15 protein-coding genes are annotated in these 16,328 nt (G+C 63.6%); 7 read left to right on the top strand and 8 right to left on the bottom strand.

Translation table 11 applies throughout. The features are described from left to right. Positions 1-33: 33 nt before the first annotated feature. Together denD and C6V82_RS11110 are read left to right on the top strand one after the other, a co-directional pair. A complete protein-coding gene (denD, locus tag C6V82_RS11115; protein WP_102587075.1) occupies positions 34-1,035 on the top strand; it encodes a D-erythronate dehydrogenase in 1,002 nt (333 codons plus the stop codon). Further along, a complete protein-coding gene (locus C6V82_RS11110; RefSeq protein ID WP_219724475.1) occupies positions 1,035-1,913 on the top strand; it encodes an NAD(P)-dependent oxidoreductase in 879 nt (292 codons plus the stop codon). The genes denD and C6V82_RS11110 overlap by 1 nt, the downstream gene beginning before the upstream one ends. A 1-nt stretch (position 1,914) precedes the next feature. Here C6V82_RS11110 and C6V82_RS11105 read toward each other — a convergent pair whose 3' ends face one another. The 3 genes from C6V82_RS11105 to betC all read right to left on the bottom strand — a co-directional run bounded on the left by C6V82_RS11105 (position 1,915) and on the right by betC (position 6,223). Further along, positions 1,915-2,805 carry a DMT family transporter gene (locus tag C6V82_RS11105; RefSeq protein WP_102587073.1) on the bottom strand — a complete coding sequence of 297 codons (891 nt, stop codon included), beginning with the start codon at positions 2,803-2,805 and terminating at the stop codon, positions 1,915-1,917. A gap of 108 nt (positions 2,806-2,913) precedes the next feature. Next, a complete protein-coding gene (locus C6V82_RS11100; RefSeq protein WP_102587072.1) occupies positions 2,914-4,557 on the bottom strand; it encodes a BCCT family transporter in 1,644 nt (547 codons plus the stop codon). A gap of 142 nt (positions 4,558-4,699) precedes the next feature. Further along, positions 4,700-6,223, bottom strand: coding sequence for a choline-sulfatase (gene betC / locus C6V82_RS11095; RefSeq protein ID WP_102587071.1), 1,524 nt, complete (start codon positions 6,221-6,223; stop codon positions 4,700-4,702). Between the two features lie 112 nt (positions 6,224-6,335). Between betC and C6V82_RS11090 the strand changes: the two genes are divergently transcribed. Further along, a complete protein-coding gene (locus C6V82_RS11090; protein ID WP_102587070.1) occupies positions 6,336-7,241 on the top strand; it encodes a choline sulfate utilization transcriptional regulator in 906 nt (301 codons plus the stop codon). 51 nt (positions 7,242-7,292) lie between these two features. On the opposite strand, the gene C6V82_RS11085 is transcribed toward C6V82_RS11090, so the two are convergent. From C6V82_RS11085 to glcD, 4 genes are all read right to left on the bottom strand, one after another. Then, positions 7,293-7,694, bottom strand: coding sequence for a GlcG/HbpS family heme-binding protein (locus C6V82_RS11085; protein ID WP_102587069.1), 402 nt, complete (start codon positions 7,692-7,694; stop codon positions 7,293-7,295). Between the two features lie 59 nt (positions 7,695-7,753). Continuing rightward, positions 7,754-9,031, bottom strand: a complete 1,278-nt coding sequence (gene glcF, locus C6V82_RS11080) for a glycolate oxidase subunit GlcF (protein WP_102587068.1) — start codon at positions 9,029-9,031, stop codon at positions 7,754-7,756. Between the two features lie 62 nt (positions 9,032-9,093). Then, positions 9,094-10,188, bottom strand: a complete 1,095-nt coding sequence (gene glcE / locus C6V82_RS11075; protein ID WP_102587067.1) for a glycolate oxidase subunit GlcE — start codon at positions 10,186-10,188, stop codon at positions 9,094-9,096. Positions 10,189-10,205: 17 nt separating this feature from the next. Then, entirely contained in the window at positions 10,206-11,705 is a 1,500-nt protein-coding gene (gene glcD / locus C6V82_RS11070; RefSeq protein ID WP_102587066.1) for a glycolate oxidase subunit GlcD, read from the bottom strand. 216 nt (positions 11,706-11,921) lie between these two features. Here glcD and glcC point away from each other — a divergent pair, with 216 nt between their 5' ends. After that, on the top strand, positions 11,922-12,701 hold the full coding sequence (gene glcC, locus C6V82_RS11065) for a transcriptional regulator GlcC (protein WP_102587065.1): 780 nt from the start codon (positions 11,922-11,924) through the stop codon (positions 12,699-12,701). Between the two features lie 18 nt (positions 12,702-12,719). Here the strand turns inward: glcC and C6V82_RS11060 are convergent, their stop codons facing one another. Next, the gene (locus C6V82_RS11060; protein ID WP_102587064.1) at positions 12,720-13,403 is read right to left on the bottom strand and encodes a GntR family transcriptional regulator; all 684 of its coding nucleotides are present in this window, start codon (positions 13,401-13,403) and stop codon (positions 12,720-12,722) included. A 287-nt stretch (positions 13,404-13,690) separates the two neighbouring features. On the opposite strand from C6V82_RS11060, the gene C6V82_RS11055 reads away from it, so the two are divergent. The 3 genes from C6V82_RS11055 to C6V82_RS11045 all read left to right on the top strand — a co-directional run bounded on the left by C6V82_RS11055 (position 13,691) and on the right by C6V82_RS11045 (position 16,319). After that, positions 13,691-14,152 carry a GlcG/HbpS family heme-binding protein gene (locus C6V82_RS11055; protein WP_102587063.1) on the top strand — a complete coding sequence of 154 codons (462 nt, stop codon included), beginning with the start codon at positions 13,691-13,693 and terminating at the stop codon, positions 14,150-14,152. Between the two features lie 517 nt (positions 14,153-14,669). Then, entirely contained in the window at positions 14,670-15,650 is a 981-nt protein-coding gene (locus C6V82_RS11050) for a TRAP transporter substrate-binding protein (RefSeq protein ID WP_102587062.1), read from the top strand. Between the two features lie 78 nt (positions 15,651-15,728). Further along, complete coding sequence (locus C6V82_RS11045; RefSeq protein ID WP_102587061.1) at positions 15,729-16,319, top strand: TRAP transporter small permease; 591 nt, start codon at positions 15,729-15,731, stop codon at positions 16,317-16,319. Positions 16,320-16,328: the final 9 nt, after the last annotated feature.

Here is a 16,328-nt window from a genome sequence, read left to right as displayed (position 1 = left end):
CAAGCACCGGGTGACGTATGCCTGGAGCCCAGCATGCAACGTCCATTACGTGTTCTGATCACCGGTGGAACCGGTTTCATCGGCAAGCGGCTCGCGCGCCACCTGCTTGACCAGCCGACACTTGCCCTGGAGGGCGAGGCACCGCGAGAAATCGGCAAGATCACCCTGCTCGATGCCTTTCCCGCCGACGATCTTCCCGACGACCCACGTCTCGACGTGCGGATCGGCGAGATCGACGACAGCGCACTGCTCGAGGAACTGACTCGCGAGGTCGACCTTGTCTGGCACCTGGCGGCGGTGGTCAGCTCCGCCGCCGAGGCGGACTTCGATCTGGGCATGCGCGTCAACCTGCACGGCCTGCTGGCGCTGCTCGAGGTGCTGCGGGCCCAGCCGAAGCCCGCCCGGCTGGTCTATGCCAGCGGGTTCGCGGTATTCGGCGGCCCGCTGCCGGAGGTGGTGGTCGACGATACCCTGCCGACACCGGTCTCTTCCTATGGCACTCAGAAAGCCATTGGTGAGATGTTGGTCAACGATTATTCCCGGCGGGGCTTCGTCGACGGGCGCACATTGCGCCTGCCGACCATCGCCGTGCGTCCGGGCAAGCCGAACAAGGCCGCCTCGACCTTCGTCAGCTCGATCATCCGAGAGCCCCTGGTGGGTGAGCGCGCGGTCTGCCCGGTCACCCCCGAGACCCCGGTCTACATCACCTCGCCGCGTCGCGTGCTTGACGCCATGCTGCACGCCATGAGTCTTGACGGTGAACGCCTGGGCCAATCGCGTACTATTCCACTGCCCGGGCTCACCGTGACCATCGCCGAGATGGTGGCGGCCCTTGAGAGCGTGGCGGGACCCGCCGCCCGCGAGCTGATCGAGTGGCACGCGGATGCGGAAATTCAGCGGATTGTCGCCAGCTGGCCATCGCGAGTCGAAGCCCCGCGGGCTGCCGAACTCGGCTTTCATGCCGACGGCGACATCGAGTCGATCATACGTGCCCATGTCGAGGACGAGGGCATCACACTGACAGGAGACCAATGATGAGCGAGACGATTGGATTCATCGGCACCGGGCTGATGGGCGGCCCGATGGCCAAGAACCTGCTGGCGGCGGGCCATCGGGTGCGGGTGTGGAATCGCTCGCCGGAGAAGCTGCAAGACCTGGTCCAGGCGGGTGGCGAGGCGTGCACGAGCCCACGCGACGCCGCCGAGGGGGCCTCGCTGCTGATCTGCATGTTGAGCGATGGCCCAACCTGCGATGCCGTGATGTTCGATGATGACAACGCGGCCTGCCCGGGGCTGGCGTCAGGGGCCACCCTGATCATGATGAGCTCGATTCCGGTCGAAACCGCCATCGCTCAGGCCGAACGCTGCGCGGCGGGCGGGCTTGGCTATCTCGATGCGCCGGTATCCGGTGGCCAGCGCGGTGCCATAGAGGGCAGCCTGGCGATCATGGCCGGCGGCGAGGCGAGTGTCTTCGAGGCCGCACGGCCGGTGTTGTCCGCCATGGGGCGGCCGGTGCATGTGGGGCCCGCCGGGACCGGGCAGCAGACCAAGCTCGCCAACCAGATGATCGTCGCCGGCACCATCGCCACGGTCGCCGAGGCGCTGCTGTTCGCCGAACGTGGCGGGGCGGACCCGGCCAGGGTCCGCGACGCGCTGGCCGGCGGTTTCGCCGACTCCACGATCCTGAACCAGCATGGCCTGCGCATGATCGAGGAGAATTTCACCCCCGGCGGCCCGTCGAAGTATCAGTGGAAGGATACGCGTACGGCACTGGCCCGCGCCCGCGCGCTGGGGCTCGACCTGCCGGTGGCGAGTGTTGCCGATGCCCTGTATGCCGACCTGGTCGAGCACGGCGATGGCGACCTCGATCACAGCGCATTGATTCTCGAATTGCGGCGCCGCAACGCGCTTTGATTCAGGCGCGGCTGGCCGAAAGCGGCCGAGTCAGCGTCTGCGCCATGATCACCCCGGCCAGCACCAGTGCCCCGCCGATGAAGTGGAACAGCGCGACTCGCTCGCCGAGTGCGACCATGGCGATCAGCGCACTGAACAGCGGCATCAGGTTGATGAAGATGCTGGCCTGGCTCGCGCCGATCTGGCGCACCGCGCGCATCCACAGGTAGGTGGTGATGATCGAGGCGGGAATGCCCGCGTAGAGGATCAGCCACGCGTTCTGGCCGTCCACCGGGGTCATCGGCCCCAGCAGGTAGCCCGGCAGCAGGAACAGCACGGCGAAGCAGACCTGCACGTAGAGCACGACCCAGGGCGGGAGATCCAGTGGCCAGCGCTTGAGCATCACCCCGTAGAGCGCATAGCAGGTGGCGGCCACCACCATCAGCAGGTCGCCCAGGGCGACTTCCAACTGAAGCAGCGAGAGTGGGTTGCCGTGCCCCAGCAGCACGGTCACGCCGAGCAAGGCGATGATGCCGCCCAGCGAGCCGCCGAGGCTCGGTGACTCACGCAGGATCAGGGCACTGAGCAGCACGGTGAGCAGCGGCACCATGGCGGCGAGAATGCCCATGTTGGTGGCCGAGGTGGTCTCGGCGGCCACGTAGGCAAGGCCCTGCCACAGCGCCATGCCGATCAGGCCGAGTATCGCAAGCTTGGGCCAGTGGCGGCGGATGGCATCGCGATGCTGCCAGGCGGATGGCAGCACGAAGGGAGTGAGCACGGCCAGCGCCAGCACCCAGCGCAAAAAGGCGATGCTGCTGGGGGCGATGGTGCCAACCGTCAACTGGTTGATGGTCATGTTCCCGGACCAGATCAGCACGGCCCCGAGGGGTGGAAGAAAGGCGAGCAGCGGCATGACGACCTCTAACGAGCAAGAGCCCCGAGACGATCGGGGCTCTTGTGTGTTGGTGATGACGTCGAATGATACGCGGCAAGTGATGAGGACGCTAATGAGGTCTTTGCGTCAGGTTGCCTTTCTGCGCAACTCGCCATTGAGTGCCACGATGATGGTGTAGCACATCAGCAGCATGACCACGGAGAAGGGAATCGCCGTCGCCGTCACCCCCGCCTGGAGCGCCGACAGGCCGCCACCGATCAACAGCACAATGGCGATCAGGCCCTCCACCGTGGCCCAGAACATGCGCTGGGGCCGCGGGGCGTCGATCTTGCCGCCGGCGGTGATGGTATCGATCACCAGAGAGCCCGAGTCAGACGAGGTGATAAAGAAGATCAACGCCAGGATGATGCCAAGGGTCGACATCAGACCGGTCAGCGGCAGCTCATTGAGCATGCCGAACAGCGACAGTTCCGGGTTGTAGCTGTCGATCACGTATTCCTTGACCAGGCTGGCGCCGGGGTTGGCATAAAGCTGATCCAGTGCGGTGGCACCGAACACGCCCATCCAGATGAAGATGAACAGGCTGGGAATCAGCAGCACGCAGGTCACGAACTCACGAACCGTGCGCCCACGCGACACCCGGGCGATGAACATGCCGACGAACGGTGCCCAACTGATCCACCAGGCCCAGTAGAAGATGGTCCAGGCCTGGCGATAGGCATCGTCGTCACGACCGAAGGGGGCCGAGAGCGGCACGAATTCCTTCGCGTAGGTCACAAGCCCCGTCCAGAAGCCGCTCAGGGCCACCAGGGTGGGGCCGGCGAACAGCACGAAGAAGAAGAACAGTACCGCCAGCACCATGTTGACTTCGGAGAGTTTCTTGACGCCGCCTTCGAGGCCGCGCCAGACCGAGACCAGCGCCGCCGCGGTCACCAGGAGTATGATCACGACCTGGGTGCCGGTGGTGACGTCCAGGCCGAACACGAAATTCATCCCCGCGTTGGCTTGTTGTGCGCCGAGCCCGAGCGAAGTGGCCAGGCCGAACAGGGTGGAGAATACCGCCAGGATGTCGATCACATGGCCCCACCAGCCCCACACGCGGTCGCCGAGGATCGGAAAGAACGCCGAACGGATCGAGAAGGGCAACCCCTTGTTGTAGGTGAAAAGGGCGAGTGCCAATGCCATCACCACATAGACGGCCCAGCCATGTATGCCCCAATGCAGATAGGTACCGGCAATGCCCAGGGCGCTGGCGTCGGCGATTGCGTCGGGGTTGAGTTCACCATCGCCGCCGAAGGGCGAGGTAACGCCCAGTGGCAAGGACACGTTGGCGTGGTAGACGGGTTCGAGCACCCCGAAGAACAGCAGCCCGATGCCGATACCGGCGGCGAACAGCATGGAGAACCAGGACAGGTAGCCGTAATCCGGCCGTGCATCCGGCCCGCCGAGCCTGACGGAACCATATGGCAGGAAGACCAGTGCAATGCAAAACAGCACGAAGAAGTCCACCACGATCATGAAGTACCAGTCCAGCGTCCCGGTGGAGAACGCCACGATGGACTGAAACATGCTTCCCGCGCGTTCCGGGAACATCAGGGTGAGCAGGATGAAGACCACCGAGGCCAGCGCCGAGACGACGAACACCCGGTTGTGGATATCGAAGCCGATCGGCCCCAGCTGGCCTTCGATATTGTCCTGGCCGACGACGTAGTCCGTCTGCATATCCCCCGACATGGGAGGGGACGACGACGGGTCGTTTGGACTATTCATGAGTCACTTCTCCTTGTTGTTGGCAGTGCAGCGCTATTGGACAGCGCTATTGGAGGTGAATCGTGGTGCCGCCCTTCGATCCTACCATCTACGGTACGAAAGATTTCCGCGGCGCTTATCACGGTCGCGCGCTTGCCGGTCATCATGCGTCGACTTCGGGGAAGCGCGCCCGCCGCTCGAGATCGTCGAGGTCGATAGTATTGCGCATGTACTGGGTACTGGCATCGAACACCGGCTGGTGGTCCCAGGGCGTGACCTTGCCTTTCATCAGCGCACGCGACACCAGCTTGCGCCGCCGCTGGCTCGCGATCACCTCGGCATGCAGGCGATCGTAGTCCCAGTGGCTTGCGATCTCGTCGCGGAAGGCCTTGCAGCGGTCCTGGTGCTCTGGTGCCGTCGCCAGGTTGGTCAGCTCCAGCGGGTCGGCCGTAAGGTCGAAGAGCTGGTCCGGGTCGGGGGAGCTGTGCACGAACTTGTAGCGGCCACGACGAATCATCAACAGCGGGGCAATCGCGCCCTCGCCGAGGTATTCACCGATCACTTCGTCATGGCCCTGGCCACCGGTGAGATGCGGCAGCAGGCTGCGCCCGTCCACGGGGACCGCGTATTCCGGGGCCTGGCCGCCGCCAGCGAGCTCGGCGAAGGTCGGCAGCAGATCCATGGTCGATACCGACTCGCTGACCCGGCCCGGCGCGAAACGGCCCGGTGCATGGACGATCATCGGCACCCGCGCCGAATCCTCGAACCAGCTCATCTTGTACCAGAGGCCGCGCTCACCGAGCATGTCGCCGTGGTCGCCCGAAAACACGATGATGGTGTCCTCGGCCAGGCCCGTCTCCTCCAGCGCCTTGAGCACCGCGCCGACCTGGTCGTCGACATAGCTCAGCGCGCCATAGTAGGCGTGACGGGCATTGCGGATCTGTGCGTCGCTGACGCCCCCTTCCTCGAGCTGGTAGACATGGCGCAGCCGTTGGGAGTGCGGATCCATCAGCTCACGAGAGTAGGGCACCCGGGGCATGTCGATGGCGTCATGCTCATAGCGGTCCCAGTACTCGCGGGGAATGGTGTAGGGGTCATGGGGATGCGTCATCGACACCGTCAGACAGAACGGGCGCGTTTCACCGTTGCGCGCATAGTCGTAGAGAAAGCGCTGGGCGCGAAAGGCGACCTCATCGTCGAAGTCGAGCTGGTTGGAGCGCACGCAGGGGCCGGCCTGAGTCACCGATGCCATGTTGTGGTAGTAGCTCGGGCGCTCGTCGACATTCTCCCAGTCGACGAACCAGCCGAAGTCGGCGGGGTAGATGTCGGTGGTCAGTCGCTGCTCGAAACCGTGCAACTGATCGGGGCCGCAGAAGTGCATCTTGCCCGACAGCGACGTGAAATAGCCGGCGTCGCGAAGGTAATGGGCATAGGTGGGAATGTCGGCGGCGAATTCGGCGGCGTTGTCGTAGGCGCCGATCCGGGATGGCAATTGACCGGCCATCAGGGTAAAGCGGGATGGCGCGCACAGCGGGGAATTGCAGTAGGCGGAGTCGAACACCACGCCCTCGGCGGCGAGTCGCGACAGATGCGGCGTCTTGACCACGGGATGCCCGTAGAACGGTAGCTTGCTGGCGGTCATCTGGTCGGCCATCAGGAACAGGATATGTGGCTGCTTGGCGGGCATCGAGGGGGCCTCCGGGAGAACTGCGCGGCGTGTTTTGTCTCACGCTAGTCTCCCTGCTGATGCCAGGTGCTGTAAACTCAGTGGATTTTTATGCAAGGTATAAGGTGAGCTAATGTCGTTGATCGGCCGTACGGTATCTGCACAGGGGCTTCGCGTGTTCGAGGTCGCCGCCCGGCACTTGAGTTTCACCGCCGCCGCCCGTGAGCTGCGTTCGACCCAGTCGGCGGTCAGCCAGCAGATCCGTGCGCTCGAGGAGCAACTGGGCATCCCGCTGTTCGAGCGGATCTACCGTGGAGTCAGGCTCACCGAGGCCGGGCAGGCACTGTTTACAAGCGTCCAGGACGGGTTCGCGACCATCGAGCGGACCCTCGACCGCCTGCATCGCCAGCATCGGCACCGTCGGCTCAATATCCTGACGGACTTCTCGTTTGCCGCTTACTGGTTGCTGCCGCGCCTGCCGCAGTTCCGCCACAGTCATCCGGATATCGACGTACGCCTCACCACCCAGCAGGGCACGCTGGACTGGCACGACCAGGACGTCGATGTAGCGCTGCTGTTCTGCAACGAGCGCATGCTCGTGGAAGCGCCGCGGCTGTTCGGCGAGGAGGTGTTGCCGGTCTGCAGCCCGGCGTTCCTGGAACGCCATGGGCCGATCGACTCGCTGGCACGGCTTGCCGAATTGCCCTTGATGGCGCTGTTCGCCGAAGACCAGCAACCCTGGCTCGACTGGCCCGAATATTTTCGGCAACTGGCCGACATGGACTATGCGCAGCCCGCCGAGTTGACCTTCAACAACTACACCCTGTTGATCCAGGCGGTGATCGCCGGGCAGGGGATCGGGCTTGGATGGCGGGGACTGATCGATGATCAGTTGGCAAGCGGTGTGCTGGTCGGGCTGGAGGAGATGCGCCTGGCGACACCTCGCGGATACGGATTGATCGATGTGCGCCCCAGCGAAACCGGGAGTGCCAAGCAGGCGCTTTGCCACTGGCTGCTGGAAGGCGTCCATCGGGCTTGACGCTGCAGGTCCCCGCCGGCCAGCGAAGCTCGGCCGACGGGGGCAATCCGATCAGCCGATGGCGGCGATACCGGCCTTGGCGATCTGCACGTCCTGGTCCGGCTTGACGCCGGAGATACCGACGGTGCCGGCCATCTCGCCGTCGATGATCACCGGCACGCCGCCGGCCAGCATGCCCTGCAGCGGGGCGGACAGGAAGGCGTTGCGTCCGCCATTGATCATGTCCTCGAACAGCGCTGTCTCACGGGCACCCAGTGCGGAGCTACGAGCCTTTTCGCTGGCGATGCCGGGGGTCATGGCGGGAGCGCCATCGAGGCGACGCAGGCCAAGCAGGTGGCCGCCATCGTCGGCGACGGCGATGGTCACCTTCCAGCCGTTGGCCTCGGCCTCCTGCTGGGCGGCGTCGAGAATGGCATTGACGTCGTTGAGGGTCAGAACGGACTTCGTCTTCATGGTGTTACTCCTTTGTGTTGTGACTTGTAAGTCGTGAGTTGTAAGTCGTGAGTTGTGGCTTACGCGTTATGAGTGGCGAGCGGTGACTCCTGTGTCGAGATCGCCTCATCGACGATTTCTATCCAGTGTCTCACCGGGGTGCGGTTGGCGCCGGCCAGGTGGGTCTGGCAGCCGATGTTGGCGGTGACGATGACATCGGGGTGTCCTGCCTCAAGGGCGTCGAGCTTGTTGTCGCGCAACTGCGTCGATAACGCCGGCTGGGTAATCGAGTAAGTGCCCGCCGAGCCGCAGCACAGGTGCGAATCGCTCACCGGGGTGAGGGAAAAGCCGAGCCGGCTGAGTACCTCTTCCACGGCGCCGCCGAGCTTCTGGGCATGCTGCAGGGTACAGGGACACTGGAAGGCCAGCGTGCGGCTTTCTTTCAGGGTCAGGTTGTCGAGGGGTTCATCACGCAGGATCTCGACGAGGTCCAGGGCAAGTTCGCTGACCCGAGCGGCCTTGGCGGCATAGTGCGGGTCATCGGCGAGGATGTCCGCGTACTCCTTGATGAAGGCCCCACAGCCACTGGCGGTCTGGATGATCGCCTCGATACCAGCCTCGCCGTGCTTGTCGATATGCGGCCACCAGGCATCGATGTTGGCCCGCGCCCGGGCGCGGCCTTCTTCCTGGGCGTTGAGGTGGAAGTCGATGGCGCCGCAGCAGCCGGCTTCCGGTACGGGTGTGATGCCGATGCCTAGCCGGTCGAGTACCCGTGCGGTGGCGGCGTTGGTGTTGGGCGATAGCCCTGGTTGCACGCAGCCTTCCAGGATCAGCATCTGGCGGGCGTGGCGCTTGCCCTCGGGGCGCACGCCGGCGTCGACGGGAGCAGGCGGCATCTTGTCGCGCAGGGCGCCCGGTACCAGCGGCTTGAAGGTCTGGCCGAGCTTGAGCAGCGCCTGGAAGCGCTTCGGCTCCACCAGCGCCTTGCGCAGGCCATAGCGCAAGGCGCGGTCGCTTGCCTTGCGAGGCACTCGGCGTTCGATTTCGGCGCGGCCGATGTCGAGCAGCGTGTGATACTCGACGCCTGAGGGGCAGGTGGTCTCGCAATTGCGGCAGGTCAGGCAGCGGTCTAGATGCAGACGGGTCTCTTCTGTGACCTGGTCGTCGTCGTCCCGGCTCTCGAGCATCTCTTTCATCAGGTAGATGCGGCCACGCGGACCGTCGCGCTCGTCGCCGAGCAACTGGTAGGTCGGACAGGTGGCATTGCAGAAGCCGCAATGCACACAGCTGCGCAGCACCCGGTCGGCCTCGCGGATGTGTGGCTTCTTGAGGTCTTCTTCGGAAAAGTGCGTCTGCATCGACGTTCTCCAATGACGCGTTTCAAACGGCTCGTTCAGAAAGCTCGTGACCTGCGCGGAACTCAGAATTCCGCATAGAGCCGGCCAGGATTGAAGATCCCGTTGGGGTCGAGCTCGCGTTTGAGGTTCTGGTGGTACTTGGCCACGACCGGGTCGAGAGGGGCAAACGGCTCGACGTCTCCCTGGCCTTCAGGGTGGCCAAGGCAGGTAGCGTGACCGCCCGCGCGCGCGGTGGCCTCGCGAATGGTCTCGGCGGGGAGCAAGCTTCTCAGCCAGCGCTGGGTGCCTGCCCAGTCGTACAGCAACTCGCTGTCGGTGGTAGTCGGCAGTGCCAGCGTGGGCGTGTGGTGAGGCATCGAGAGTCGCCACAGTGGGCGCGGGTCGTCTTCGGAGAAGAACGCCAGGCGCTGTTCACGCAGCGCCGTCCAGAAGCGCTCGTCCAGCGCGTCGCCGCCCAGGCGCTCGGCACATGTCGCCACCGAGCTGGGTCCGCCCTCGAGGCGCAGGTGCAGGGCGCCATCGAGCCAGGCGGCGGCGGTGATCGGCAGTGGCTTTCGGCCCCACTCGGCGAGCTTCTCCATGGCCTCGGCAAGCGGCATGTCGAGGTGCAGGCTTCGCGAAGCGCCAGGCAATGGCAGCACCTTGAGAGTGACCTCGGTCAGCAGGCCCAGGGTGCCCTGGGCGCCGACCATCAGCCTCGAGAGGTCGTAGCCAGCGACGTTTTTCATCACCTGGCCGCCGAAGCGCTGCTCGACGCCTTCACGGTTGATCACCCGGGTGCCGAGCACGAAATCGCGCACACTGCCGGCCCAGGGTCGCCGAGGGCCGGAAAGCCCGGTGGCGACCATGCCACCAACGGTGGCGTCGTCACCGAGGTGGGGCGGCTCGCAGCCGAGCATCTGGCCTTGCTCGGCAAGCACGGCCTCGAGGTCGGCCAGCGGCGTGCCGCTGCGCACCGAGACGATCAATTCCACCGGGTCGTAGTAGGTGATGCCGCGATGCCCGCCGGTCGCCAGTGGCTCGCCTGCCACGCGCCGACCCTGGCGGGCCTTGGTGTCGCCGCCGACGATGCGCAGTGGCGTGCCACTGGCATCGGCGGCGCGAATGCGCTCGGCGAGCTCCTGGGTGGCGTCATGGGAGGGAAGGGTGTCTGTCATGATCGGTTCCTGTCTCCTCAGAAGCGCGGCAGGTCGGGGTGGGGGAGCTGGCCCTTGTGCACATGCATGGCACCGAATTCGGCGCACCGCGCAAGCGTCGGGATGTTCTTGCCCGGGTTGAGCAGGCCACTTGGGTCGAAGGCCGCCTTCACCGCATGGAAGGTGGTGATCTCGTCGGGGCGGAACTGGGCGCACATCTGGTTGATCTTTTCGCGGCCGACGCCGTGCTCGCCGGTGATGGTGCCGCCGACCTCGACGCACAGCTCGAGAATCTTGCCGCCGAGTTCCTCGGCCTGATCGAGCTCTCCCTCGTGGTTGGCATCGAACAGGATCAGCGGGTGCATGTTGCCGTCACCGGCATGGAAGACGTTGGCCACGCGCAGCCCGTAAGCCTCGGAAAGATCGGCGATGCCCTTGAGCACGCGGGGAAGCTCGCGGCGCGGGATGGTGCCGTCCATGCAGTAGTAGTCGGGCGACATGCGGCCCACCGCCGGGAAGGCATTCTTGCGACCGGCCCAGAACTTCGCACGTTCGGCCTCGTCGCGGGCCTGCTGGATACCCGTGGCACCGGCAGCCTCGAGCACCCGGCGCACCGTGTCGCAGTCGTCATCGACATCCGCTTCGACGCCATCGAGCTCGCACAGCAGAATCGCCTCTGCCTCGACGGGATAGCCGGCCTTGACGAAGTCCTCGGCGGCCTGGATGGCCAGCTTGTCCATCATCTCGAGGCCACCGGGGATGATGCCGGCGGCGATGATCTCGCCGACCGCGCGGCCGGCCTTCTCGACATCATCGAAGCTTGCCATCAATACCTTGGCGGTTTCCGGCTTGGGCAGCAGCTTGACGGTGATCTCGGTGACCACACCGAGCATGCCCTCGGAGCCGGTGAACAGCGCCAGCAGGTCGAAGCCCGGGGCGTCCAGCGCCTCGGAGCCCAGCGTCATGCGCTCGCCCTCGATGGTCATTACCTCGACCCGCATCACGTTGTGCACGGTGAGGCCATACTTCAGGCAGTGCACGCCACCGGCGTTCTCGGCGACGTTGCCGCCGATCGAGCAGGCGATCTGCGACGACGGGTCCGGCGCGTAGTAGAGGCCATGCGGGGCGGCGGCCTCGGAGATCGCCAGGTTGCGCACCCCTGGCTGGACGCGGGCGATGCGTGCATCCGGGTCGACCTCGAGGATGCGGTTGAAGCGCGACATCACCAGCAGCACGCCCTGCTCCAGTGGCAGCGCGCCACCAGACAGCCCGGTGCCGGCGCCACGGGTGACCACCGGCACACCGAGGGCGCGGCAGCGCTTCAGCAGCGCCTCGACCTGGTCGAGGGATTCCGGCAGCGCGACCAGCATCGGCAGTACGCGATAGGCCGAGAGCCCATCGCACTCGAAGGGGCGCAGGTCCTCTTCACGGTGCAACAGAGTCAGGCCGGGTACGGCGCCCTCGAGGTCGGCCAGTACATTGGCCTTGTCGTTGACGGGCAGCTCGCCGTCGAGCCTGGCGTCATAGAGGATGTTCATGTCGATTCCCCCCGCGAGGTGTGAAACGTCCGATACATGATGGTGAAGCGACAATCTGTGGTCTTGCTGCCCGTCTGTCCAGTCTGTGGTGTACTGGTCGGACCAGTAATTCGTCTACCGGCATGGATCATTATGGAAAATATTTTCAACTGGTAGTGTTTCAGCCTAATCTCGAATCACCTACATTGCCAACAGATAGCGCAAGCGAGAGACATCATGGTTTTCGGAAGCGATCAAAGGCTCGCCGGACAATGTACGCCCGACAGCGTCGCGGCTCGGTTGGAACAACTGATCCTCGACGGGATCTTTCGCCCTGGCCAACTGCTTCCCTCCGAGCGTCGGCTGTGCGACAAGCTTGACGTCTCGCGCTCCTCGTTACGTGAAGGGCTGCGGATTCTGCGCAGCAAGGGGATCATTGACACACGCCAGGGGAAGGGGTCGATGGTGGCCGACCTGTTGCCGGGGCGTGACCACAGCCCCTTGATGCACCTGTTCCATGATCACCCGCGTACCCTCTATGACCTGCTGGACGTGCGCGCGTTGCTTGAGGGCGAGTCGGCGAGCCTTGCGGCAAGCCGGGGGACGCCGGCGGATCGCGTGATGATCACCCGGCACTATCACGAGATGGCCGATTACGTGGAGAGCGCCAAGTCGATCGACGTGGAGCGCCTGGCAAGGCTAGATCATGCCTTCCACCTGGCTATTTCCCAGGCGTCGCACAATCCGGTGCTGGTCCATACCCTGCAGAGCCTGACCGACCTGTTGCTCAGCTCGGTATTCGCCTCGGTGAAGAATCTTTACCACCGCCCAGGTCCCCGCGACATGATCAATCGCCAGCATGCACGGCTTTATCAAGCTGTGGTGCAGGGCAAGCCGGTGCTTGCGCGGCGCGTGGCGCTTTTGCACCTGACCAGCATCGGCGAGAGCCTGCGAGAGATCGAGGCCGAGGATCAGCGGCTGGAGCGATCCGCCATGCGCCTGGAAGAGTGGCAGTGAGTGTCATGCTGGCTCGACTCAGGCATTGGCTTGTTTCAATAGCGCCTCGTCTTCGATCACTCCTGCAAGTGACACCACTTCGAGCTTGTTGCATAGGTGGTCGCGCAGAATCTGGCCCAGTCGCTTGCCGTCGCGAAGCTTGAGCGCCGCCACCATTTCCTCGTGGTCCTCCACCGCCTTGCTCCAGAACTCGTCGGTCATCTTCTTCGAGTAACGCACCCGCTTCACTCGCTGGTTGAGGTTGTTGTACATCTCCATCAGCGGCTCGTTGTTGGCGGCGGTCAGGATGCTCTCGTGTATCTGCTGGTTGACCGCGAAGTACTCGGCAAGCTCACGCTTGCGGTAGTGCTCGAGCATGCGCTCGTGCAGAGCGCAGATCGCCTCGATTCCCGCATCGCTGATCTGCTGGCAGGCCAGTTCCCCGGACAAGCCCTCCAGGGCGCTCATCAGGTCGTAGGTGTCCTTGACCTGCTTGATGGACAACTGTATGACCCTGGCCCCGCGGTTGGGCAGCAGGTCCACCAGACCTTCCGTGGTCAGCACCTTGAGCGCCTCGCGCAGCGGGGTGCGTGACACGCCAAAGCGCTCGCAGAGATTCTTCTCGGAAATACGCTCACCCGGTTCGAGCTCACCGTGCTCGATCAATTCGCGCACGCGATCGGCGACTTCCAGGTACAGGTTGCGATGCTGAATCTTGCTCATGGGTGAGTTCCTTGTTGGCGGCTGCAATGCCCAGCGTCCTTGCAGGTCTTATACCGCATCCGTCATCAGCCGCCCAACGGTGCAGGCGGTTGACTATCAATTGAATGGCGCAACGTCCATTGAACCAGGCAACTTGTTGGAAGAGTGGCAATCTTGTGACCCTAGCACAAAGGGCATTATGCATTCAAAATACACCAAGGTTGCGTCTTGCCGGTGATCATTCCCTCTGGCATGCGCTCGACGCGGCTGCTTCGATCATCTCAACGACAATCACAGGAGTATCGCCTATGGCCGGCAAGGTCTTCCGTAGTCACGTTCAGCTCACCCGCGCTCAGGCAAGAAAAATACTCGACGGCGCCTTCGCCAAGGCCCGCGAGGCGGACATGGAGCCGCTCACGGTGGTGGTGCTCGACGGTGGAGGCCACATTGTGGCAGGCGAGCGTGAAGATGGCTGCGCACCATTGCGCTTTCCGGTGGCTCAGGGCAAGGCGTTCGCCTCGCTTGGCAACGGCGCGGCAAGCGGCGTGGTCGGCGCGCGCAATGCTGAGCGCCCGGCCTTTCTCGCCAGTGTCGCCGCCGCGTCGGGTGGTCATTTCATTCCGGTGCCCGGCGGGGTGTTGATCCTCGATGATGAGCAGTGCGTGATCGGCGCCGTGGGGGTCAGTGGGGCTTCCTCCACCGAGGATGAGGGGTCCGCCATCGCTGGCATCGAGTCAGCGGGGCTTGGCTGGGGGCTCGAACCGACCTGATCGCAATGATTCAACGGGCGACTGAACCTTGTCGTCCGTTGCCTCCCTCCTTCGGCAATGATCCGCGCCGCATGGCTGGGCGGTGGCCCATTGTCTCCCATCGCGACTTCGCAGATTCCGATCAACCGCTCTGTTCACCTGTTTTCATCACTCGTTCTTGATCATCGTCTGTCGCTCCCCCTTTGGCCCTTTTCTCATCACGTTTCTCATCATTCTGTGTGTCCCCGGCACTCATCCTAATTATGTTTGGTGTTAGTTATCATTTTGAAATTTAAAGGATATTGCCGTGCTCATATGCTGCGTCGACTAAAGTTTAATACCTAGTTATGTATTTTGAATACAAATTGGGCGTGCGGGTCAGGATGGGCAGGGCGCCCCATGGCGACAGCAAAGCAGGCTGGGCCTGGCCAGGATGATGGTCACCAAGGTGACTGTCTTCCATGAGAAGAACGCCATGCGGGGGAGGGCCCTCGATGGTGAAAGTCGGATAACAACAAGTCGATAACGGAGTGCGTCAATGAAATTCCTGAAAACAGCTCTCGCCACCACCGCGCTTGCCATCGGTGTCAGTGCCGGCAGCGCCAGTGCCGACGAGATCGAAGTGAAATTCGGCCATGTGGGCGGCCCGGGCTCATTGTTCGAAATCACCGCCAATCGCTTCGCCGAACTCGCCAACGAGCGCCTGGAAGGTGTCGCCGAAGTCAACGTCTACGGCTCGAGCCAGCTGGGTGGCGATTCCTCCATGTTGCGCCGTCTGCGTCTGGGTACCCTGGACCTTTCCCTGCCGTCGACCATCATGAGTTCCGAGGATGATCGCTTCGCGCTGTTCGAAATGCCTTACCTGATCGCCGACCGCGAGCACATGAAGAAGGTGCGTGAAGAGGTCGTGAAGACGGATCTGTACGACGCCGCCGAAGAGCGTGGCTTCAAGATCATCGGTGTATGGGAGAACGGCACGCGTCACATCACCAACAATGAGCGTCCGATCAACACTCCCGACGATCTCGATGGCATCAAGCTGCGTACTCCGAGTGGCGTGTGGCGTGTCGAGATGTTCAATAGCTATGGGGCAAGCCCCTCGCCGATGTCGCTTTCCGAAGTGTTCGTAGCGCTTCAGACCGGGGCGATGGATGGCCAGGAAAACCCGCTGATCCAGACCTACTCCTCGCGGTTCCACGAAGTTCAGGATTACCTGTCCATTTCCGGCCATGTCTACACCCCGGCCTATGTGACCGCCGGTGCCAGCTGGAATCGCCTGCCTGAGGAAGTGCGTGACGTGCTGCAGGACGTTGCCACTGAACTCGAGGACTTCGCGCTTGAAGAGGGCGCTCGCCTGGACGAAGAAACTCTCGAGAAGATGAAAGCCGAGGGCATGCAGGTCAACGAGGTCGACACCCAGGCCTTCATCGATGCGTCCCAGGGCATCTACGACCAGTTCGGCAGCGAAGTCGATGGTGGTCAGGAGATGATCGAAACCGTCAGCTCACTGCGTGAGTAACGGTATCGCCGCAACATGATGCGGGTGCGGCCGTCGCCAAGGGCGAAGCCGCGCCCCTTCCATTTCCTGGAGACTGCAATGAGTTCCTACACCCAGTTCAAGAATGCCTACTGCAGATTTCTTGAAGTGCTGGTCATCATCATCATGATTGGTCTGGCGTCGGTGGTGGTCATCGGCTTCACCTCCCGCCTGCTCGGTTCGCCACTCAGCTGGTACGACGAGCTGGCCGCCACGGGGCTTGCCTGGTTGACCTACTACGGTGCCGCCCTGGGCGCCGCCAAGGGTGCACACATCACTTGCCCAAGTGTGCTCAACATGTGTCCGCCCTCCGTACGGGTGCCGGTGGCGCTGGTCGCAGAGGCTATCACCATCATTTTCTTCATCTTTCTGGGCTATGCCGGCTACCAGGTCATCCAGATCCTCGAAGGCGTCAATATGGTCAGCTTGCCGGCGATATCCCTGCAGCTTACCCAGTCCGCGATTCCGATTGGTTCGGCGTTGTTCATCATCGGCGAACTGCTGCGCATCCCTGACGTGATCGAGAGCGCCCGTGGCAAGGGGTTCATCGACCATGAGCTCGAGGAGGCCGGTATCGACGTCGATGACGTCCAGGCCGCCAGCTCCCAGACGGCCGGCAACCAGACAGCCAGCCCCCAGACACGAGGATAGGGAGTCGTC

It is taken from the genome of Halomonas urumqiensis, from assembly GCF_003028575.1.
GTDB lineage: Bacteria > Pseudomonadota > Gammaproteobacteria > Pseudomonadales > Halomonadaceae > Halomonas > Halomonas urumqiensis.
The sequence above is the reverse complement of the archived record's forward strand: the minus strand, read 5'-3'. Positions and strand labels throughout refer to the sequence as shown.

Excerpts from the sequence above, each read along its gene's own strand:
- denD (WP_102587075.1), top strand. The coding sequence starts at position 34 with ATGCAACGTCCATTACGTGTTCTGATCACCGGTGGAACCGGTTTCATC.
- C6V82_RS11110 (WP_219724475.1), top strand. The coding sequence starts at position 1,035 with ATGAGCGAGACGATTGGATTCATCGGCACCGGGCTGATGGGCGGCCCG.
- C6V82_RS11105 (WP_102587073.1), bottom strand. The coding sequence starts at position 2,805 with ATGCCGCTGCTCGCCTTTCTTCCACCCCTCGGGGCCGTGCTGATCTGG.
- C6V82_RS11100 (WP_102587072.1), bottom strand. The coding sequence starts at position 4,557 with ATGAATAGTCCAAACGACCCGTCGTCGTCCCCTCCCATGTCGGGGGAT.
- betC (WP_102587071.1), bottom strand. The coding sequence starts at position 6,223 with ATGCCCGCCAAGCAGCCACATATCCTGTTCCTGATGGCCGACCAGATG.
- C6V82_RS11090 (WP_102587070.1), top strand. The coding sequence starts at position 6,336 with ATGTCGTTGATCGGCCGTACGGTATCTGCACAGGGGCTTCGCGTGTTC.
- C6V82_RS11085 (WP_102587069.1), bottom strand. The coding sequence starts at position 7,694 with ATGAAGACGAAGTCCGTTCTGACCCTCAACGACGTCAATGCCATTCTC.
- glcF (WP_102587068.1), bottom strand. The coding sequence starts at position 9,031 with ATGCAGACGCACTTTTCCGAAGAAGACCTCAAGAAGCCACACATCCGC.
- glcE (WP_102587067.1), bottom strand. The coding sequence starts at position 10,188 with ATGACAGACACCCTTCCCTCCCATGACGCCACCCAGGAGCTCGCCGAG.
- glcD (WP_102587066.1), bottom strand. The coding sequence starts at position 11,705 with ATGAACATCCTCTATGACGCCAGGCTCGACGGCGAGCTGCCCGTCAAC.
- glcC (WP_102587065.1), top strand. The coding sequence starts at position 11,922 with ATGGTTTTCGGAAGCGATCAAAGGCTCGCCGGACAATGTACGCCCGAC.
- C6V82_RS11060 (WP_102587064.1), bottom strand. The coding sequence starts at position 13,403 with ATGAGCAAGATTCAGCATCGCAACCTGTACCTGGAAGTCGCCGATCGC.
- C6V82_RS11055 (WP_102587063.1), top strand. The coding sequence starts at position 13,691 with ATGGCCGGCAAGGTCTTCCGTAGTCACGTTCAGCTCACCCGCGCTCAG.
- C6V82_RS11050 (WP_102587062.1), top strand. The coding sequence starts at position 14,670 with ATGAAATTCCTGAAAACAGCTCTCGCCACCACCGCGCTTGCCATCGGT.
- C6V82_RS11045 (WP_102587061.1), top strand. The coding sequence starts at position 15,729 with ATGAGTTCCTACACCCAGTTCAAGAATGCCTACTGCAGATTTCTTGAA.